The sequence below is a fragment of the Brucepastera parasyntrophica genome (assembly GCF_022376835.1).
GTDB lineage: Bacteria > Spirochaetota > Spirochaetia > Treponematales > Treponemataceae > Brucepastera > Brucepastera parasyntrophica.
The window spans coordinates 2,212,219-2,231,646 of sequence record NZ_CP084606.1 but is presented as its reverse complement, the minus strand read 5'-3'; the positions used below and the strand labels follow the sequence as shown (position 1 = coordinate 2,231,646).

19 protein-coding genes and 2 pseudogenes are annotated in these 19,428 nt (G+C 47.1%); 4 read left to right on the top strand and 17 right to left on the bottom strand.

Annotated elements, in window-relative coordinates; all coding sequences use genetic code 11:
• Positions 1–17 precede the first annotated feature (17 nt).
• A complete protein-coding gene (locus tag K7I13_RS10615) occupies positions 18–440 on the bottom strand; it encodes a pyridoxamine 5'-phosphate oxidase family protein (RefSeq protein ID WP_255945454.1) in 423 nt (140 codons plus the stop codon).
• Positions 441–504: 64 nt separating this feature from the next.
• Here K7I13_RS10615 and K7I13_RS10610 point away from each other — a divergent pair, with 64 nt between their 5' ends.
• Both K7I13_RS10610 and K7I13_RS10605 read left to right on the top strand, forming a co-directional pair.
• Positions 505–1,257 (top strand): NAD-dependent protein deacylase, encoded by a 753-nt coding sequence (locus K7I13_RS10610; protein WP_255945452.1) that lies wholly within the window; start codon positions 505–507, stop codon positions 1,255–1,257.
• Positions 1,258–1,275: 18 nt separating this feature from the next.
• Entirely contained in the window at positions 1,276–2,214 is a 939-nt protein-coding gene (locus tag K7I13_RS10605) for a CPBP family intramembrane glutamic endopeptidase (RefSeq protein ID WP_255945450.1), read from the top strand.
• Here K7I13_RS10605 and K7I13_RS10600 read toward each other — a convergent pair.
• From K7I13_RS10600 to K7I13_RS10565, 8 genes are all read right to left on the bottom strand, one after another.
• Entirely contained in the window at positions 2,198–2,548 is a 351-nt protein-coding gene (locus K7I13_RS10600; protein ID WP_255945448.1) for a VOC family protein, read from the bottom strand. The genes K7I13_RS10605 and K7I13_RS10600 overlap by 17 nt on opposite strands.
• A 111-nt stretch (positions 2,549–2,659) precedes the next feature.
• Complete coding sequence (locus K7I13_RS10595; protein WP_255945446.1) at positions 2,660–4,411, bottom strand: NADH-dependent [FeFe] hydrogenase, group A6; 1,752 nt, start codon at positions 4,409–4,411, stop codon at positions 2,660–2,662.
• Between the two features lie 12 nt (positions 4,412–4,423).
• Positions 4,424–6,208, bottom strand: coding sequence for an NADH-quinone oxidoreductase subunit NuoF (nuoF, locus tag K7I13_RS10590; protein ID WP_255945444.1), 1,785 nt, complete (start codon positions 6,206–6,208; stop codon positions 4,424–4,426).
• 11 nt (positions 6,209–6,219) lie between these two features.
• Positions 6,220–6,615 (bottom strand): (2Fe-2S) ferredoxin domain-containing protein, encoded by a 396-nt coding sequence (locus K7I13_RS10585; RefSeq protein ID WP_255945442.1) that lies wholly within the window; start codon positions 6,613–6,615, stop codon positions 6,220–6,222.
• A 114-nt stretch (positions 6,616–6,729) separates the two neighbouring features.
• Entirely contained in the window at positions 6,730–7,293 is a 564-nt protein-coding gene (locus K7I13_RS10580; protein ID WP_255945440.1) for an ATP-binding protein, read from the bottom strand.
• Positions 7,294–7,770: an NADH-quinone oxidoreductase subunit NuoE family protein gene (locus K7I13_RS10575; protein ID WP_255945438.1), complete on the bottom strand. Its 477-nt coding sequence runs from the start codon at positions 7,768–7,770 to the stop codon at positions 7,294–7,296.
• Positions 7,771–7,903: 133 nt separating this feature from the next.
• Complete coding sequence (locus tag K7I13_RS10570) at positions 7,904–8,629, bottom strand: hypothetical protein (protein WP_255945436.1); 726 nt, start codon at positions 8,627–8,629, stop codon at positions 7,904–7,906.
• Between the two features lie 52 nt (positions 8,630–8,681).
• Positions 8,682–9,728 (bottom strand): C40 family peptidase, encoded by a 1,047-nt coding sequence (locus K7I13_RS10565; protein ID WP_255945434.1) that lies wholly within the window; start codon positions 9,726–9,728, stop codon positions 8,682–8,684.
• Positions 9,729–9,842: 114 nt separating this feature from the next.
• On the opposite strand from K7I13_RS10565, the gene K7I13_RS10560 reads away from it, so the two are divergent.
• On the top strand, positions 9,843–11,582 hold the full coding sequence (locus K7I13_RS10560) for an AMP-dependent synthetase/ligase (RefSeq protein WP_255945432.1): 1,740 nt from the start codon (positions 9,843–9,845) through the stop codon (positions 11,580–11,582).
• A gap of 29 nt (positions 11,583–11,611) precedes the next feature.
• Here K7I13_RS10560 and K7I13_RS10555 read toward each other — a convergent pair whose 3' ends face one another.
• The 8 genes and pseudogenes from K7I13_RS10555 to K7I13_RS10520 form a co-directional block, all read right to left on the bottom strand.
• The gene (locus K7I13_RS10555) at positions 11,612–12,346 is read right to left on the bottom strand and encodes a PHP domain-containing protein (RefSeq protein ID WP_255945430.1); all 735 of its coding nucleotides are present in this window, start codon (positions 12,344–12,346) and stop codon (positions 11,612–11,614) included.
• A complete protein-coding gene (locus K7I13_RS10550) occupies positions 12,330–12,680 on the bottom strand; it encodes a hypothetical protein (RefSeq protein WP_255945428.1) in 351 nt (116 codons plus the stop codon). Before K7I13_RS10550 ends, K7I13_RS10555 begins: the two co-directional genes overlap by 17 nt.
• Positions 12,661–13,632 carry a CBS domain-containing protein gene (locus K7I13_RS10545; RefSeq protein WP_255945426.1) on the bottom strand — a complete coding sequence of 324 codons (972 nt, stop codon included), beginning with the start codon at positions 13,630–13,632 and terminating at the stop codon, positions 12,661–12,663. The genes K7I13_RS10550 and K7I13_RS10545 overlap by 20 nt, the downstream gene beginning before the upstream one ends.
• 55 nt (positions 13,633–13,687) lie before the next feature.
• Entirely contained in the window at positions 13,688–14,110 is a 423-nt protein-coding gene (locus K7I13_RS10540; protein ID WP_255945424.1) for an HAD-IIB family hydrolase, read from the bottom strand.
• A complete protein-coding gene (locus K7I13_RS10535; protein ID WP_255945422.1) occupies positions 14,038–14,502 on the bottom strand; it encodes an HAD family hydrolase in 465 nt (154 codons plus the stop codon). The genes K7I13_RS10540 and K7I13_RS10535 overlap by 73 nt, the downstream gene beginning before the upstream one ends.
• A 311-nt stretch (positions 14,503–14,813) precedes the next feature.
• Positions 14,814–16,708 (bottom strand): annotated as a pseudogene (locus tag K7I13_RS10530) (ABC transporter ATP-binding protein).
• A gap of 29 nt (positions 16,709–16,737) precedes the next feature.
• A pseudogene (locus K7I13_RS10525) lies at positions 16,738–18,356 on the bottom strand (ABC transporter ATP-binding protein).
• 107 nt (positions 18,357–18,463) lie between these two features.
• A complete protein-coding gene (locus K7I13_RS10520) occupies positions 18,464–18,907 on the bottom strand; it encodes a MarR family winged helix-turn-helix transcriptional regulator (RefSeq protein ID WP_255945420.1) in 444 nt (147 codons plus the stop codon).
• Between the two features lie 205 nt (positions 18,908–19,112).
• Between K7I13_RS10520 and K7I13_RS10515 the strand changes: the two genes are divergently transcribed.
• Positions 19,113–19,415 (top strand): hypothetical protein, encoded by a 303-nt coding sequence (locus K7I13_RS10515; protein WP_255945418.1) that lies wholly within the window; start codon positions 19,113–19,115, stop codon positions 19,413–19,415.
• The last annotated feature ends 13 nt before the right edge of the window (positions 19,416–19,428 follow it).

Here is a 19,428-nt window from a genome sequence, read left to right as displayed (position 1 = left end):
TTTTTCCCGTATACCGGTTATTCGATTTCAAAAGACAAGGATTTGAAATTTTCATAAATTCTGGCGTCGCTTGCAGTAAATTTAAGAACACAGTAATCGGGATCGGTAACCCCCTCTTTATAATACATGGTGTCTCCTGTCTTCCAGATTCTGGCCTTTGTTTCCTGGTCTTCAAGGACTTCCATTGTTCCCCTGAGCATTATACCCCTGAAAAACCGGGCATCAAAAAAATACAGGCAGGCCTTCGGATTGTTTCTGTACTGATGGACCCGCATTGATGAGGTATTTGTCGTCAAATAAAATGTTTTCAGCCCATCCTGCTCACGGGGTTTAAGCATGGCCTTGGTATTCGGAAAGCCGTATTCATCCACGGATGAAATAATAGTCTTGCCGCTTCTGCTGACAATGGAAAGCCCCAGTTTGAATAAATCTTTGGCCACGTCTCAACCTCCGTATATCAATTCGCGTCTTTGTTTCCGGCGCATACTGTAGTATAATCCCGATATGAACGAAAATGCAAACAAATCCGGCATTGAATCACTGTTCAGGCTCATTTCCGGTTCGAAACACTGTGTCGCCTTTACCGGGGCCGGAGTCAGTACGCTTTCAGGTATCCGGGATTTCCGCGGAAAAAACGGACTGTATAAAATGCCTGACACGGAAAAAATGTTCGACATCGATTTATTCTATAAAGACCCTTCGGTTTATTATACCCTTGCCAGGGATTTTATTTATGACCTTGATGAAAAACAGCCGGCAATAGTGCATCTGGTCCTTGCGAAACTGGAAAAGCGAGGTATGCTCCGGTCAATAATTACGCAGAACATTGACCTGCTGCATCAGAAGGCGGGCAGCAAAAAAGTCATAGAAATTCATGGATCCCCTTCGGAACATTATTGTCCTGAATGCGGATATCGGACGACTTTTGAAAAAACCGCTCCCGCTGTCCGCCGCGGAGAAATTCCCGAATGTCCCGGCTGCGGCGCCGTGCTGAAACCGGCCATTACCTTTTTCGGGGAAAGTCTTCCCGCCCGGGCGATTGAGGAAGCGATGAAAGAATCGGAAAAGGCGGACCTGATGCTGGTTCTTGGCTCCTCTCTTGTTGTGTATCCCGCCGCAGACCTGCCCGGAATCACCTGTAAAAACGGCGGTAAAATTGTGATTGTAAATGATATGCCGACGCATCTTGACCATTACGCCGTACTGCATTTTAATGATCTGGAGACTGTATTCAGTTCTCTGGAAAAAATGTTATAGCGCAAAAGGCGGACGTCTATGTCAACTCCGGATGATCCCGAAGCGCCGGCTGAACCCGGTCCCGGTGAAATTTCCGCGCAAATACAAAATCCCCTCCGGCGCACCCCGTCAGTAAAAGATGTACTTATACTTTATCTTCTGGTATTAGCCTATATGATGTACGCGGGGTATCTTTCGGGAAGTTTTCCGGAAGAAAACTCTCTGCCCTCTTCAGTGGCTTCCATGCTTTTTTCAGCCGGATTCGCAGTAATCCCTCTTGTATATTCCCTTATCAGAAAATTTGATTTGCGACAGACCTTTCCCGTAAAACTCCCGTCAATAAAGGAGACGGCCGGAGGCATTGTTCTTATAACAGGAATACTGGTACTTATCCTGTTTCTGCTGGTGATCATTTCGTTTTTTTTCCCCGATGCGGAAGATGTCTCGGAAGAACTCCTGCCGACAATTCTCGGCGGGAATATCTGGACAGCCCTGCTTTCAATTGCCGTTTTCCCGGCTGTATGCGAAGAAATACTCTGCAGGGGTTTTTTCCTTTCCGGATTACGCGGAACAGGAAAAAAGAAAACAGCGCTCGTTATCTGCGCGTTTATGTTCGCGCTTCTCCACGCGGACCCGGTACGTATTCCGGTACCCTTTATCTCCGGCCTCGCAATAACCTGGGCCGCCTGGGAAACCGGGTCGCTGGCTGTACCCGTCATAATGCACTTTTTCAATAATTTTCTGACACTTATGTTCGCAAGGCTGGTTATGGGGCAGGCGGGCAATTCTGATATTGAAAATTCCCAGGCAGTTATTGAAGAACTCAGTCCGGCTCTGGAACAGACGGCAAATGCAATATCTGCGGTTATCTATATATGGTTTCTCTGCCTCGGCCTGGTATGTATTCACGCGGGAATTGCTCTGATAAAAGAGAAACGACCAGGGCGAAAGCAGCAGCAGTTCAGCTGTGCTGAATGAGCGCTATTCTGACTCCGTTCGGATCTTCGATGAACGCCAGAGAGCCGACCGATATTGATACCGGCTCCATGGTAATTTTAGCGCCTCCTGCCTTGAGGCGTTCAATTGTACTGTTTAAATCTTCAACATCCATTCCTATCGAATAGAAGCCGGCGTCATGGACTGTCTCTTTTATGAGTTCCACCATAGTTTCGCCCGGACCCTTCAGTAAGGTAATCATAACACCCGGTTGGGGATTGTGCCGGCTGTGTACTTCAAATCCCATAATGCCGGTGTAAAAGCTGACGGACTCATCCATATCCCTGACAATAATAGTAGTATATGCAATTTTCATCTTTGTCTCCTTTATTAATCGCATCGTGATACGATAAATATACGATAGTACATCTTTCCGGTGCGAACAAAAAAAAGCTGCCCGGAAATTATCCGGACAGCTTTTCCAGTATTACAGGAAGTTCTTGTAAGGCTCCCTTTCATCATAATGCGTATGGAGCAGATGGTGCGCTTTTTCCGAATTCGGTTCTTTCAGATATTCGGCGTACACCTGTTTGATGGCGGGGTTCTGGTGGGAAGCCCTGACCTGGCTTTTCTGATCGTCAGTATACAGACCGGCCGCACGTTCCTTCCTGACTTCATCATTGGTTCCGTAGGGCTGACCGCCGCCGGCGACACAGCCGCCCCGGCAGGCCATCACTTCAATGAAGTGATACGCCGGTTCACCGCCCTTGATCTTCGCTTCACGGACTTTCGCGAGGACCTGATCAACATTGCCGAGCTGATGAACGACCGCGATGCGGACTTCAGTACCGTTAATATCAATCTTTGCTTCCTTTACGTTTTTAAGGCCGCGGGCGGGCAGGTAATCGATACTGCCAAGTTCGGTACCGGTAATAACCGCGTATGCTGTCCTGAGCGCGGCTTCCATAACACCGCCGGTCGCTCCGAAAATGGTACCGGCGCCGCTGTACGGGCCGAGCGGATTGTCCGCGTGTTCTTCAGGAAGGGAATTAAAGTCAATTCCGCTCATCTTAATCAGTTTGGCAAATTCACGGGTGGAAATGACCGCGTCCACATCCTGGGTCCCGGAAGAACTCATGGTTTCATTGCGTCTGCATTCATATTTTTTTGCCGTACAGGGCATTACCGCCACCGAGAAAATTTTCTTCGGATCGACCTTTGCCTTTTCCGCCCAATAGGTTTTTATCATGGCTCCCATCATCTGCTGGGGACTCTTTGCTGTTGAAAGGTGAGGAAGAAGATCATGGCCGACTTTTTCAACATAGTCGACCCATCCCGGGCAGCAGGAAGTAAACATGGGAAGTGCGCCCTTCCCGTGGAGAAGGCGTCCGATCAGTTCGGTTCCTTCTTCCATGATAGTCAGGTCAGCCGACCAGTTTGTGTCAAAAACATGCTGGAACCCTATCCGCCTGAGTGCGGCAAAAATCTTGCCCGTAGTCAGCTCGCCCGGTTTCATTCCGAATTCCTCTCCGAGGGCGACACGCACGGCAGGCGCTATCTGGACAACACTGACAAGATCGGGGTTCGCGAGACCTTCCTGTACCAGAGGGATTTCTCCCATTTCGTAAATTGCGCCGACCGGACAATGGGCCGCGCACTGTCCGCAGCGGATACAGGGAGAGTCTGTCAGCTGTGCCATAGCGGCGGGCGCAATAACGGTTTTACCGCCGCGGCCCTGGTATTCAATCGCGTTAACATTCTGGACTTCCTGACAGGCTTCAACGCAGCGGCCGCAGCTGATACATTTTGTCCGCTCAAAAACAATGGCGCTGTTTGAATTGTCTATGGGTCTGTCAATGATGTAATAGTCAAAATTGACCTTGTCCATATTGAATTCCGCGGCCAGTGTCTGAAGCTCGCAGTTGTTGTTCCGTATACAGGTCAGACATTTCTGGGGATGGTTTGACAGAATCAACTCAAGGACCGTTTTGCGGGCTTTGACGACTTCAGGATCATGGGTGATAACACTCATTCCTTCCGTGACTTTAGTTGTACAGGCGCGGAGCATACGCGGCGTGCCTTCCATGCGGACAATACAAATACCGCAGGAAGCCCACGCGGGGAGATCATCATTGTAGCACAGCGTGGGAATAGTGATATTCGCAAGCTTCGCGGCTTCAAGAATTGTTGCATCTTCAGGAACCTGTATTGGGTTACCGTTTATTTTCACATTTACCATGTTGATTTCTCCTTACTTCTTATCAATCGCACCGAATTTACAGGTGTTAAAGCATTCACCGCACTTTATACACTTGCTCTGGTCGATTACATGGCGCGTCTTCCGCTCGCCCGAGATACAGCTTACGGGACATTTGCGGGCGCAGGCGCCGCAGCCGATACACTTGTCATTAATAGTGAAGGTAACAAGATGCTTGCACTTTCCTGCAGCGCATTTTTTGTCCCTGATATGTTCAAGATATTCCTTTTCAAATTTCTTGATTGTGGAAATCGTCGGGTTCGGAGCAGACTGCCCAAGGGCGCAGAGTGAAGATTTCTGCATCGCGAAGCTGATTTCCTTCAGTTTGTCCAGATCAGTTTCCGTGGCGCTGCCGCGGGTGATCTTTTCAAGTATCGAGTAAATCTGTCTGGTGCCGATACGGCAGGGAGAACATTTTCCGCAGGATTCATCAACACAGAATTCCATATAGAATTTTGAAACGTCGACGACGCAGTCGTCTTCGTCCATAACAATCATACCGCCGGAACCCATCATTGAACCAAGCTGCTGGAGGGCCTTGAAGTCAATGGGCGTATCCAGGTGTTCTTCTGTAATAATACCGCCGGAAGGACCGCCGGTCTGGACGCCCTTGAATTTCTTTCCGTTTTTGATGCCGCCGCCGATTTCAAAAATAATTTCGCGCAGGGTTGTTCCCATGGGGACTTCAACGAGTCCCGAATTTTCGACCTTACCGGTAAGAGCGAAAACCTTTGTTCCCTTTGAATCTTCAGTCCCGATTTTGGTAAACCAGTCCGCGCCCTTTGTCAGAATAACCGGGATATTTGCCCAGGTTTCAACATTGTTGATAATAGTCGGCGCGCCCCAGAGACCCGACTGCGCCGGGAAGGGGGGCTTGGGAGTCGGCATACCGCGTTTTCCTTCAATGGAACGCAGAAGAGCGGTTTCCTCACCGCAGACAAATGCGCCGGCGCCGAGGCGGATTTCTATATCAAAATCAAAACCTGATCCGAGAATATCTTTTCCCAGGAGTCCGGCGTCGCGGGCCTGCTCCATGGCTATTTTCAGGCGGTCAATGGCGAGGGGGTATTCAGCCCGGATATACACATATCCCTGATTTGCGCCGATCGCTTTTCCGCAGATAGTCATTGCTTCAATAACGGAATGGGGATCGCCTTCAATAGTTGAACGGTCCATATAAGCGCCGGGGTCGCCCTCGTCGGCATTACATACAACATATTTTACATCGCCCGGGGCTTTCATGCCGGCTTCCCATTTGAGGCCGGTGGGGAACCCCGCGCCGCCGCGGCCCCGGAGACCGGACTTTTTGACCTCATCAATAATCTGCTGGGGAGTCAGGCTGAACAGGGCTTTTTCAAGAGCGGCATAGCCGTCGCGGGCTATATATTCTTCTATATTCTCAGGGTTTATTACGCCGCAGTTCCTCAGAACAATACGGAGCTGTTTCTGGTAAAACTGGATTTCTTCGACCTGCTCGATCCCTTTCTTTTCTTCCTTATTATACAGAAGGCGGGGAACTTCACGGCCTTTGACAATCTGCTCATTAATAATTTCTTTGGCGTCGTCGGGTTTTACCTCGACATAAAAGGAATCTTCAGGCAGTACTTTAACGATCGGACCCTTTTCACAAAAACCGAAACAGCCGGTCTTTACAATCTGGACCTTATCAATAACGCCAGCCGCCTTTGCCTCCGATACCAGGTTGGTATAAATCGCGTCCGCGTTGCTTGATTCACAGGCTGTCCCGCCGCAGACGAGAATGTAATTACTATATGCCATGAATTTTCTCCTTAGTTTTTCAGGATATCCCCGGACGGGCGATCCAGAATACGGTCATTGAGAAGTTCTTTTTTCATAAGGTGTTTCTCAACTATTTCTTTTGCTGTTGCGGGGTCCACTCTGCCGTAAATTACTGTAGGCATGTCCTTCATAACGACCTCAACGGTCGGTTCATTCTGGCAAAGACCCATACAGCCGGTCTGCCGTATAAGAACATCGCCGCCCATACCGTGTGAATCAAGTTCGGATATAAATGCGTCGAGGGTGTCCTTCGCGCCCGCAGCAATCCCGCAGGTCCCCATCCCGACAATAATCTGGGCCTGTTTTCCCTCAGTATCACGTTTTTTAATCTGCTGCTGTGTTGATTCGCGCAGCTTCCGCAGCTCTTCCAGCGTCATTTTAGCCATTTTATCCTCCTGTTATGGCCGGTAAAACAAATTCACCGGCGGTAGGTTTTACATTCTCAGGGTCCAAGAACCCGTTTTCCGGAATCTTTTCCGGCGGCTGAAACCCGGCAGGCTTCAGTCCTCAAGCGATTCCAGATACTGCCCCAGCAGGCTGAGGGCGTTCGCGTCCGCGAATTCTCCCTGGTCCTGCAATCCGAGCGCTTCCAGCAAATCAGACCTCCGTACCGTATACCCGAAGCCGGGAGCCTCTCTGGTAATGATCATCTCATAGGAACCGGGGAAGGTCAGTATCTGCCGGAAAAAACCGGTGACATCACCGACCGGCGGTGTGTCAATATTTGTCAAATCAAACGAACATGAAATTCTGGTCCCCGGAGCTCCCTTTCCGTTATCCGTAACGTCAGAAGTGATGCTCCATGTCCCGCCGGTTTCTTCGGCTGTCTGAATCAGAAAAGGTATACCCAGGCCAACTTTCCGGTGCGGATGTTTTATACCATCAGTATAAAAAGGATCTGTCGCGCGTTTCAGCTGTTCAGGACTCATGCCTTTGCCGTTATCTTCAATACAGCAGGAAACGGATGTTTCCGTCTGTTCTATATCCACCGTAATTGTATCAGCGCCCGCTTCAATTGAATTCTGGGTCAGATCGCTGAACATATCACAGAGGGTATAATGCATTTATTTATTCTGGTATGTAGCGATTATTTCGTCTATCTGGTTTTTTGACAGCTTGCCGTATACATCGCCGTTTACGGTAAGGACCGGGGCAAGGCCACAACAGCCTATACAGCGGACCGGTTCAACTGAAAAGAGACCGTCATGAGTGGTTATTTCTCCGGAAGCAAGCCCGAGAAGAGTCCTCGCCTCATCGATTAAGTCCTGCCCGCCTTTCAGATAACAGGCGGTCCCGAGACAGACGCTTATCCGGTTTTTACCGGGTTTTACTGTCTTGAAAAAATGATAGAATGTCATTGTTCCGTACACACGGGCCAATGGCATCCCTGTCCGTTCCGCTACTTCCACCGCGGATTCTTTGGAAATATAGCCTTTCTCTTCCTGGACTTTGTGAAGAATCATGATAAGATTTCCGGGTTTTGTCTTCCATTCATCAATGAAAGCATTGAGCTCACCGGAGAACTCGCACGCTGCTGCCATGTAACCCTCCAAATACTTAGTCAATAAAATTTTATCGATTATTATTAGTACGACTATTCTACTAATAAAAGGAGAATATTTCAATCGTATTATTCTTTATTTACATTTCTGCAACCAAGGCTAACAAATTCCGTTACCAGGCAACTTCAATATATACAGGATTTTCCAGGACCAGCAAAACCGCGAGAGGCAGGGTTATAAGCGCGTCTTTACCGGAAACACGGCCGGTACCCGGAGGGGTTACGCTTATTTCCTTCGGCGCGGAAGGACAGCGGACCGTAAGCGAAAAGGCCTCTTTTTCCATTTCGTCAGCAAGCGTTCTCCCATAGGCCGCGGCTATAATGTCCCTGTACTCGGAAACCGTCATATCTTCCCCGGTAAAAGCCGGGGCCATGAATAAATCGAGATAATCATAGGTATCTTCAGGCATAAGGGCTGCCGCTGAATTGAGCGATTCCCGTGTAAGGGACAGGATCAGTTTCCGGTTTTTTCTGTCCAGAATAATGGCGTTATCGAGAAACCCGTTAAGGTCCGGCACTGTCAGAGACAGGCTGATGCCCGAATCGGAGGGATAGGAGACCGATTTTACTGTTATTCCCGCGTAAGCCAGGGAGGCCGTTATTCCGTCAGCGTCAAATATCTGTACAGATTCGGCCCCGTCTCCGGAATCTGATCCCAGCCCGCTCAGCTGGCGCACAAGTTTTTCGGCTGCCGGAGACATTTCTGTGGCAAAAGAGGCAGGATCGGGAGGATTCTCGGTTATAGAGATTACAACCGACGGCGAACATGCCGTTGCAGCCAGAAAACAGAGAAGCAGAACGAAAAATCCGGCTGACCGCCGCAGTAATTGTTTCTTCATATCCAAATTATACACCTCGCTGCCGGAAATATCAGGAAAAATGTTTATATCTCTATATGTCATATCTGAAAGTCAGTCCAGTACTGAACCGGAGGCCTTTCCCGTCATTTCTTTCCGGGAACCATGAATATTCGACAGCCTGCATGAAGCTTATCTGCTGTTTGAAAACGGTGACCGGTTTTGAATTCCACGAGACCCCGATTATCCCGGGAAACTGCAGGGATGTATCGAGATATTCGGCCGCTTTTATATGAAACTGCGTTCCAATGTAAAAACGGAAGCCTGAGGAGTGGGCAATAGATAGGGTCAGCGGAATACTGTAGGATTCGCTTCCCGCGTCATAATAAAAGCCCGCTTCCACTCCGGGGTATATGGGAGTACCCTTGACCCAGGATAATTCCGCGGAGGCTGAAGCGCCCCGGACGAAATTCGTGTCCGGCATAAAATCCCAGAGCACGGAGCCGCTGATGTTAAGCCTTAAACCGATCTTTCCATCCCCGGTTTGCGGGACTGTGGACGAAGGGGCCTTTATTGTCCCTGTATTTCCGGCAGAAGCCGGCTGTACGGCAATTTTTTCATTATTTCCGCCCTTTTTCGCTATATATATTTCTTCTTCATCGAGGATTCTGCCGGCATAACGGTATGCGCGCTGCCAGTAAGATTCCGAAAGACTCGAAATAATTACGCCCGTTCTCCGGCCTTCGGACGCCGAATGGATAAATTCGTTGTTTCCGAGATAAATTCCAACATGTGAAATTGAGCCTGTTGTATTAAAAAACAGAAGATCACCCGGCATCATCTCGGTATCCGCGATCCTCAGGGAAACGTCCGACAGGGCAATTACAGTCCTCGGAAGGGCGATTTCGGGTCCGTCCAGCGCGGCCCGGTAAATAAATCCCGAACAGTCAAAGCCATTCCGTGTGGAACCGCCCCGGATATAGGGAATTCCCAGAAAAGACTGCGCGCTTTGAATAAAAAGGGTCCTCGGAGAGATGGTTTGTGTATTTTTTCCGGTCTGCGCGTAAAAACTTGATAAAAAAAATGGCTGTAACAGTAAAAAAATGAGGAAGAATATATTTTTTTTATTTATTTTATGCAACCAATTAGATATATTTTGTGTCATACTATTAATATAATAATCGGAATTTATTTTTGGTTACATATAACTATTTTATACTATAATACTATATATTTTGTTAAAGAGGGATGTTTTATGAAGCATATCGAAAGAAAACCATGGGCTTTTCTCAGTGCATGGAAGGGTAAGGCTTTTTCAGGCGAATGGCCGACTATTCCTGAAATGTTCCGGATTTCGGTTGAACGGTATTCGGAAAGGGATTGTTTTACTGTTTTCGAACCGGACCGGATAACCCTTACTTACCGGCAGGCGCTGGATAAAATTGAAATTCTTGCTGCCTGGCTCTATGAACAGGGCATCAGAAAGGGCGATCATGTGGCTGTTTCGGGCAAAAACTCCCCGGAGTGGGCCGTTGCCTACCTTGCGACCATGTTCGCGGGTGCAGTTGTTATACCGATAGATTATGGCTTGCATGACGCGGAAATTGAAAACCTCATCAAAGCTTCCGCGCCCAAAATCCTGTTTATTGATGAGGAAAAATACCCTCATTTTTCAAAATCGGGTCTTGTGAAAAAGGTGTTTTCTCTTAACAAGAGCATTTCCGATACCTATATCTATGATCTGGCCCCAAAAAACAAGGACGACGCTCTGGTTGCGATAACTCCTGCGGTTGAAACTGACCTTGCGGCAATTATGTTCACATCCGGAACAACCGGAACACCGAAAGGTGTTATGCTTTCCCACAGAAACTACGTTTCAGACTGCTACATTGCGCAAATCAATTTGGATATTTTCCATACTGATGTTTTCTACGCGCTGCTCCCCATCCACCACTCGTATACCATGCTTGCTGTCTTTATCGAAGCGATTTCGGTCGGGGCCGAGGTGGTATTCGGAAAGAGCATGGCGGTGAGCCGCATGCTGAAAGAGCTCAAGGAAGGCAAAATAACCATGCTTCTGGGCGTACCGCTTCTGTTCAACAAGCTCCTTGCTGGTATTATGAAAGGTATCCGCGACAAGGGCATTATAGTATATGGCTTGCTGAAGGGCCTGATGGGAATTTCCTATGCCATCAAGAAGATTTTCGGTGTAAATCCCGGGAAGAAAATTTTCCGTTCCGTTCTCGAGAAGGCAAGTATTTCCACTATCCGTATTGCCATTTCAGGCGGCGGACCACTCGCGGCGAGTATTTTCCGCGTATATAACGAACTCGGTATTGACTTTGTCCAGGGATACGGACTGACGGAAACCTCCCCGATTATCACCCTGAATCCGATCGAACACTTTAAAATCGCCAGCGTCGGAAGCTATTTTGCTCCGTACATGGAAATGAAGGTCCTTGATCCGGATGAGAACGGCATAGGAGAACTGTGCGTAAAAGGTCCGATGGTTATGATGGGCTATTACAATATGCCTGAAGAAACCGCCGCCATGTTTACCGAAGACGGCTGGCTTAAAACAGGAGACCTTGGCTGGATAGATGATGAATTATACGTATATCTTTCCGGACGCGCCAAAAACATGATTGTTACCGGGGGAGGAAAGAATGTTTTCCCCGAAGAAATCGAAAATGCCTTCCAGCTGTATTACAATGATATTGATCAGATTACGGTAACCGGATATATCATTGATGCTTCCAGTAAAGAGGAAGGAATTGAAGCGCAGGTTTATCCGGCTGACGATATGCTTAAACGCCTGAACGTTATGCGGGGTACGCCCGAGGCTGAAGACCCGGTCCGGCAGGCTGTTGCTGAAATTGTTGAAAAAACAAACAAGACGCTTCAGCCATATCAGCGGATATCAAAAATCACTATTCTGGACGAACCGCTCGAAATGACAACGACCCGGAAGGTCAAGCGTACATACAACAAATAGCATTGTAAATCTGACGGAATGTATTCTGTTCAGGATTGACGGGGCCGCCTTGCAAGGGCGGCCTTTATTGTTTCCATATTCGCCGATCCGCCGGCACCGGTAAGGGGGCTGCCGCCGATATCAAGATCAAAGGGACGTCTTCCTATATGTTCGGGATAATGGGCGTCGCTCGATGTTATGAGGGGATAAGCCCTGGTATCAATACCTGCAGCCGTGGGCATCCGGACAACTTCCAGCGCGGACCAGGGACCGTCAGGGATAAAGCCCAGCTGGCTGGTCAGGGAAAATGCGGGCCGGTCAACGTGGGCGGGTATTACTATACCGCCGAGCCGCAGTACAAGTGAAGAAAGATCCTCAAGCCCTATTTCCGCGCTTGTTATCAGATATTTATCAACTTCACCAAGGATTTCTTCATCTTCATTAACATATATCTGGTCGCCCATTTTTTCCGGGTTATTCATTACTGGGGGCATCAGTTCATATAATTTCTGTCCGAGTTCAAGCGCGGAATCGAGGCCGCCGAACAGACACAGGATATGACATTCTTCCTGGGGCTGGGCCTCTATTCCGTACAGGGGGATTATATCGTGTACCCGGCAGGCGTAGCCAAAGGCCGGACAGTTCAGGGCGGTATTGTGGTCGGTAAGGGCCGCAAGCCGGACTCCTTTTTCTGCAAGGATGGCGGCAATTGCGTTCGGAGACATTGAAAGGTCCCCGCAGGGAGAAAGGCATGAATGGAGATGAAAATCAGCCTTTATTATCATGTTCGGTCATTAACTCCCGGAACAGCTTTCCTGAAACAGTGAACTGGTTTTCTTCTGTCACAAACAGCGCAATCCCTTCAGACCGGGCGGATTCGGTCATATCATCCGGTATGGAACGGTTATTGCATATAATAATTGCGGCGAGATCTTTCAGGGTCGCGACCGCGACCGTATTTTTATGCGCCTGAATCGTGATCAGAACGCCGTCATCAACAGCATTTGCCATGGCGTCACTCAGAAGGTCGGTAGTATAGGCGCCGGCGATTTCGCGGTCCTCATATTCGGCCTGGACACAGCGGGCATTAAGTATGTTTTCAAGATCGCTTACTTTCATTTATGTTCTCCCTGAGGTCAAAATGCACCCTGACCAACGTCCCCTTGCCCAGTTCGGATTCGATATAAAAGCTGTCTGAAACCCGCTTTGTGTTCGGGAGTCCCATACCGGCGCCAAATCCCAGAGAGCGGACCCGTTCATTGGCCGTAGAAAAGCCTTCAGTCATTACATCCTTAATGCTTGGTATGCCCGGACCTTTATCTTCCGCTTCAATGGTCAGAGTGTCGGGAGTAAGCAGATAACGCATAACCCCGCCTTCCGAATGGACAACCTGGTTTATTTCCAGTTCATAGCTTGCGATTCCAACCCGCCGGGTTATTGACTGATCAACGCCCGCGGATTTCAGCATTTTCTTTATTTCTGTCGAGGCCTGTCCTGCAATTTCAAAATTGAAGGGCTCTGTTTTAAATTCGATAATTCTTTCTCCTATTGTTCCTTCGTCATTTTTCACTGAACTATTATATACATTGGTTATTTCGGAACTGGCGTTCTGCTCAAGCCTCGCGACCTCTTTATTCAGGGCAACCAGGAGGGTTGATATAACATCAGAAGCAGTTACGATTCCCGTCAGTCTGGAGTTTCTGTCAAGAACGGGAAAGCGTCCGAAAGAGTATTTGTTGAAATAGGACACACAAAAGGATAACGACATATTTTCCTGCAGTACAATAACCTGCGTAGTCATATGCTGTCCGGCGGGATCGTTAATCCAGCCGTTATCAAGCGCGTTCACAATGTCATACATTGAAACGATTCCGAGCAGGGTTTGTTTATCGTCGGTTACCGGGATGCCGGTAATATGTCTGGTTTTCATGGTTTGCTGGATTTCCCGGAGAGTGTCTGACGGTTTGGCGGTAATAATAGGATGGGTCATAACATCCTTTACTTTGAGCCTGAAAAGAATGTCCATTACCGCTTCCGGCGTATTATCCTGATTAATTGGAATCGTAAGCATAGTACCAATATACACTATTTATCATAAAACAGCTATTCCCCGGGCCGGCTTTGTATTAAAGAACATGTGTTTCAAGAAAATCGGCAATACCGTCTTCATCATTTGTTTTATCAGTGACAAACCGGGCAATTTTTATTATTTCGGGACGGCCGTTTTTCATTGCCACATTTAAATCCGCATACCGGATCATTGACTCATCATTCATGCTGTCCCCAAAGGCCATTACTTTTTCACGGGAAACATGCATGATGTTTTCCGCGACATATTTGAGGGCCTCGCCTTTGTCGGTATGGAACGGTAATATTTCAAGAAAATACGGTTTGCTGACAAAAATTGTGGCCCGGTTTTCAAAAATAACTTTCAGTTCGGCTTCCACCGGCACTATATATTCGGGATCTCCCGGAACTACAAGTTTGAACACACCTTTATGGAGCAGGGCTTCGTAATCATCGGGGACGACGGGTTTGAGTCCTGACAAAAATAATCCCTCTCCGAATATTCTGTTTCTTTCGAAACATAAATAACATCATTTTCATATACATGGCAGGACAGTCCGGCGTCAATAATAAGCCTGAAGGCTTCCACCGCTACATTGGCGGGCAGTTTGTGTTCACAGACAATTTCATGTGTATCCGACGTTATAATCAGCGCACCGTTATGGCAGAAAAGATAACTGTTCATCTTATCAAGCCCGATACGCCGGGCATGAGGGGTAATGGCTTCAGGAGAGCGGCCGGAAGCGAGTATGATTTTTATTCCTTTTTCAGCTGCCGCCGCAAGGGTCTGCACTGTCCGGTCGGAAATTGAAAGATCGCTTTGCAGCAGAGTATCATCCATATCCATTGCGATAATGGCAGCATCAAGTTTCATACGTATAATATACCCTTTTTACGGAAGGTGTTCTATATAGTCAAAATAATTTAAATTATTTGACTATTTCCGATTGTAAGTGTTTCTGATATAAAAAAGCAACTAATTCTTTATATCAGAAACGTAACTTAAAGAAGTATAATCCGGACCTCAGTTCCGTGAAAAAACCGGTATTTATTTTATTCGGGGCGAGGGTTTAATCAGCCTGCGGCTGGTTCTGTAAGATATGTAATGGCCGCTTCCGCGACCCGCGAATACCCCAGACCGAAGGTCTGCAGCTCTTCGAGCTGACTGCTCTGCGGCGGAGTGTTTTATTCAAGCTCGAATGCTCCCGTGTATAGCCGGTAATATGTCCCTTTTTCCGCTATGAGCTGCTCGTGTGTTCCGCGTTCGATAATCCGCCCATGGTCCAGCACAATAATCATATTGGAATTCTGAACAGTACTCAGACGGTGGGCTATAACAAAAACAGTCCGCCCCTGCATGAGGGAATCCATACCTTTCTGTACAATTGCTTCCGTACGCGTATCTATACTGCTTGTGGCTTCGTCAAGAATCATTACCGGGGGATTGGATACTGCCGCCCGGGCAATGGAAAGCAGCTGTCGCTGTCCCTGGGAAAGGTCGCCGCCGTCTCCGGAAAGCATGGTATCATATCCGTCCGGAAGCAGGGAAATAAAGCTGTCGGCCCCGGCAAGTTTGGCGGCGTCCTTGACTTCTTCGGTGCTTGCGTCCAGGTTTCCGTACCGGATATTTTCGCAGACAGTTCCGGTGAAAAGGTTTGTATCCTGTAAAACCATTCCAAGCGAACGGCGGAGATCACTCTTTTTTATTTTATTGATATTGATTCCGTCATAACGGATTTTCCCGTCTGCCAGGTCGTAAAACCGGTTTATAAGGTTTGTAATTGTTGTTTTTCCCGCGCCGGTTGCTCCGACAAAGGCAAGCTTTTCACCGGGTTTTGCATCAAGGGAAATATTATGCAGCACAAGCTTGTTTTCCGTATATCCGAAATCAACATCGAAAAATTGGACATCCCCTTCAAGCTTGGTATAAGTCAGAGTGCCGTCGCCATGGGGATGTTTCCAGGCCCACAGGTTCGTACATTCTTCCGCTTCCACAATAGTTTCTCCGTCACCGGCATATTTCGCGTTGACTAGCGTTACATACCCTGAATCCGCTTCCGGCTGTTCATCCATCAGTTCGAAAATGCGTTCCGCGCCGGCGAGGGCCATAATAACCGAATTAATCTGCTGGGAAACCTGACTTATGGGGTTTGTCAGAGAGCGGCTGAGCTGGAGAAAAGAGGCTATGGCACCAAGGGTCAGGCCGCCGATACCGCCGATTGCAAAGGCCCCGCCGATCATGGCAATAAGAACATAATTGAGATTTCCGATCTGGACTGTAATGGGCATCAGAATATTTGCGTATTTATTTGCCTTTGTTGAACTCCCGCATAAATCATCATTCAGTACATCAAATTGGGCTTTGGCTTCTTCTTCATGGCAAAAAACTTTTACCACTTTCTGGCCGTTGATCATTTCTTCAATATAGCCATTCACAGTGCCTATGGAAGCCTGCTGTTTTATAAAGTATTTCCCGCTCTTGGAACTGACTTTCCGGGTAACCAAAAGCATAATCACGACCATTACCGCAATAAGCACTGTAAGCAGGGGCTGGTATACAGCATGGCGCAGACAACAAATACTATAGTTATCATAGAGGAGAAAAGGGACGGGATACTTTGTGAAAGCATTTGGCGGAGTGTATCAATATCATTTGTATAATGGCTCATGGTATCGCCAAATGTATGGGTATCAAAGTAACGGATGGGCAGCCGCTGCATATTTGAGAACATTTCATCCCGGATGTTTTTTTGCACGCCCTGACTGACCGTAACCATGATCCAGTTATACAGAAAAGTTGAAACAATACCTATCAGATAAACACCGGCCATTATAAGGATGGCCCGGAGCAGTCCTGAAAAATCAGGAGCCGCGCTTCCAAGGAGCGGCGTAATATAATCATCAATAAGCACCTGGAGAAAAAGGGACCCGATTACCCCAGCGAGGGCGCTGAGCAGGATAAAAATCAGGACAAATATCCATTTTGCCTTATAGCCGGCAGTCATATAGGACATTAATCTTTTCAGCGTTTTACCGGGGTTCCTGCTTTTCTTACCATCGCCGACTCCCCCTCTGTTCATCGGTCCGGGACCAGGCATATTCCGGGGACTCATACCTTGCCTCCTTTTGTCTGGGAAAAGTACACTTCCTGATAAATATTATTTTTTTCAAGCAATTCCTCGTGTGTGCCGACTGCCGACACAGTCCCGTTATCCATAACGATTATTTTATCGGCGCCTTCAATTGAAGCAATGCGCTGTGCTATGACAATTTTTGTCATGTCAGGAATTTCGTTTTGTAATGCTTGACGGATGAGCGCATCGGTTCTTGTATCAACCGCGCTTGTCGAATCATCGAAAATAAGTATTCTCGGTTTTTTCAGCAATGCGCGCGCAATGCACAGACGCTGTTTTTGTCCGCCGGACACATTGCTACCGCCCTGTTCGATATGAGTATCATAGCCATCGGGAAAGCCTCTGATAAATTCATCGGCCTGGGCCATTTTGCACGCATGTTCCATCTCTTCATCAGTCGCGTTTTTATCACCCCAACGGAGATTTTCCCTGATCGTCCCGAGAACAATACATTTTTCTGCAAAACCATGGCAACCGAATTGCGGAGCGTTTCAAGATCATATTCCCGGACATCAAGTCCGCCGACAGAAACGGTCCCGGAAGTCGCGTCATATAACCGCGGAATAAGCTGGACAAGGGTACTTTTCCCCGTGCCGGTCCCGCCTATAATTCCAACCGTTTCACCCGACTTAATGTCAATGGTAATATTTTTCAGACACAGTTTATCGGGATTTCCGGTATACGCGAATCCTACATCATTAAATCTGATTGATCCGTCCGGTATGCCAAAAACAGGATTTTCATCATTATGCAGGGTCGGGGTTTCTTTCAGGACAGCAACAATGCGTTCCGCAGAAGCTCTGGAAATGGTAAGCATAACGAGCACCATTGAAAACATCATAAGACTCATCAGTATCTGCGAGGTATATGAAAAAAGACTCATTAACTGCCCGGTCGTCATTGTATCCGATACAATCATTTGCGCGCCGATCCATGAAAGGAACAGCGTGCAGCCATACATGGCAAGCTGCATCAGAGGACTGTTAAAGGCAAGGAGCTTCTCTGCCTTCGAAAATGTTTTGTAAATATCTTCTGAAACATCCCCAAACTTTTTTATTTCATAGTCTTCCCGAACGTAACTTTTGACGACGCGGATACCATGCAGATTTTCCTGTACAACCATATTCATGCGGTCATAAATTTTAAAAACCTTTTCAAATATGGGATGGGCCCTGGTAATAATAAAATAGAGTCCGACAGCGAGGACAGGCACCGCTCCAAGAAAAACAAGGGAAAGCCGCGCGTTAACATTGACTGCCATTATCAGTGAAAAAATCAGCATAATGGGACTGCGGACACAAACCCGGATAAGCATTTGATAGGCATTCTGCACATTGGTTACATCGGTAGTCAGACGCGTTACCAGACTGGAAGTAGAAAACCTGTCAATATTTGTAAATGAAAAATTCTGGATATTATAATACATATCATGCCGGACATTTTTCGCGAATCCAGCAGAGGCTTTTGCGGCAAAACTCCCGGACATAACACCGAAAAATAGTGCAAGAAGCGTCGCGATTACCAGGGAGATTCCTATACGGCCTATCATGCCGACATTCGCTCCGGTAATTCCATAATCAATAATAAAAGACATCAGCAGGGGAATGACCACATCCATAACAACTTCAAAAGTTACGAATACAGGCGAAAGGATCGAAGCCGTCTTAAACTCCCGGATACAGCGGGCAAGTGTTCTTATCATTACTGGAACTCCTGTAAATTATGCAGAATTTTTTCAATTGTAAGAAAAAAGGAATCCACTTCATCTTCCGGTATTCCTGTCAGTATTTTTTCGTTTATTTCATCCATTGTGCTTTTCGCCTGGCAGTATATACCAAGGGCCTTATTGGTTAAAACAATCTTTTTCAGCCGTGCATCCTGCAGCGCCGGAATGCGCCGGATAAATCCGTTTTGTTCCATCAGTTTTAAAATTCCGGTGGCGGTTGAACCCCGGATATTGTACTCCGATTCAATGTCCTTTTGGAAGATTTTCTTATCCCGGTTATTATAAATAAAATGTATCACCGCATAATGCATACAGGTTATTTCTTCGATATTATCGGTAAATGGGTATTTCGAAAAAATCCGTTTAATATGGTTGGATACCGCCTTAATGGCAAATACCACTGTTTTTGACTGTGACATATATACCTCATTCCATGCGGCTGGAATAGTATCAAGTCAGTCTGGTAAAAATATACTGAAAAGAAAAAGAAGTCGTCAAATATATATGTTTACCTTACTATTCCGCATATTACCTCTGTTTTGTTTTTTCTATTGTAACAGATAGTTTATTCTTATTATACTTGAAGTAAGTAAAAAATAGAATCTAAAATATTGAGGGGTATGTATGACTTTCCGCATAATAATTTCAGTAAGCGGGCTTATTCTCATTATAGGAACGGCGCTGGTGTTTTTTGCTTCCTGGATACCGGAATATTTTTATGACCTGGCTGTGGCGCGCAATGATAAAAGTTTTTTCAAACCGCTGCCGGATCACGGTGAAGATCCTGAGGAAGAAAAAAAGGGAAACTCCCGAGATGGTTTGATTCACAGCCTTATGAAACTGTTTTCATTACATCCGGCGACGGCTCAAAACTGGCAGGATATTATCTGCCCGCAAAAGATTACAGCGAAAACACAATCATCATAGCTCACGGATATGA

What these genes read in the sequence shown, in the direction of transcription:
- K7I13_RS10610 (WP_255945452.1), top strand. Translation starts at nt 505, where the DNA reads ATGAACGAAAATGCAAACAAATCCGGCATTGAATCACTGTTCAGGCTC.
- K7I13_RS10605 (WP_255945450.1), top strand. Translation starts at nt 1,276, where the DNA reads ATGTCAACTCCGGATGATCCCGAAGCGCCGGCTGAACCCGGTCCCGGT.
- K7I13_RS10600 (WP_255945448.1), bottom strand. Translation starts at nt 2,548, where the DNA reads ATGAAAATTGCATATACTACTATTATTGTCAGGGATATGGATGAGTCC.
- K7I13_RS10595 (WP_255945446.1), bottom strand. Translation starts at nt 4,411, where the DNA reads ATGGTAAATGTGAAAATAAACGGTAACCCAATACAGGTTCCTGAAGAT.
- nuoF (WP_255945444.1), bottom strand. Translation starts at nt 6,208, where the DNA reads ATGGCATATAGTAATTACATTCTCGTCTGCGGCGGGACAGCCTGTGAA.
- K7I13_RS10585 (WP_255945442.1), bottom strand. Translation starts at nt 6,615, where the DNA reads ATGGCTAAAATGACGCTGGAAGAGCTGCGGAAGCTGCGCGAATCAACA.
- K7I13_RS10580 (WP_255945440.1), bottom strand. Translation starts at nt 7,293, where the DNA reads ATGCATTATACCCTCTGTGATATGTTCAGCGATCTGACCCAGAATTCA.
- K7I13_RS10575 (WP_255945438.1), bottom strand. Translation starts at nt 7,770, where the DNA reads ATGGCAGCAGCGTGCGAGTTCTCCGGTGAGCTCAATGCTTTCATTGAT.
- K7I13_RS10570 (WP_255945436.1), bottom strand. Translation starts at nt 8,629, where the DNA reads ATGAAGAAACAATTACTGCGGCGGTCAGCCGGATTTTTCGTTCTGCTT.
- K7I13_RS10560 (WP_255945432.1), top strand. Translation starts at nt 9,843, where the DNA reads ATGAAGCATATCGAAAGAAAACCATGGGCTTTTCTCAGTGCATGGAAG.
- K7I13_RS10555 (WP_255945430.1), bottom strand. Translation starts at nt 12,346, where the DNA reads ATGATAATAAAGGCTGATTTTCATCTCCATTCATGCCTTTCTCCCTGC.
- K7I13_RS10550 (WP_255945428.1), bottom strand. Translation starts at nt 12,680, where the DNA reads ATGAAAGTAAGCGATCTTGAAAACATACTTAATGCCCGCTGTGTCCAG.
- K7I13_RS10545 (WP_255945426.1), bottom strand. Translation starts at nt 13,632, where the DNA reads ATGCTTACGATTCCAATTAATCAGGATAATACGCCGGAAGCGGTAATG.
- K7I13_RS10535 (WP_255945422.1), bottom strand. Translation starts at nt 14,502, where the DNA reads ATGAAACTTGATGCTGCCATTATCGCAATGGATATGGATGATACTCTG.
- K7I13_RS10520 (WP_255945420.1), bottom strand. Translation starts at nt 18,907, where the DNA reads ATGTCACAGTCAAAAACAGTGGTATTTGCCATTAAGGCGGTATCCAAC.
- K7I13_RS10515 (WP_255945418.1), top strand. Translation starts at nt 19,113, where the DNA reads ATGACTTTCCGCATAATAATTTCAGTAAGCGGGCTTATTCTCATTATA.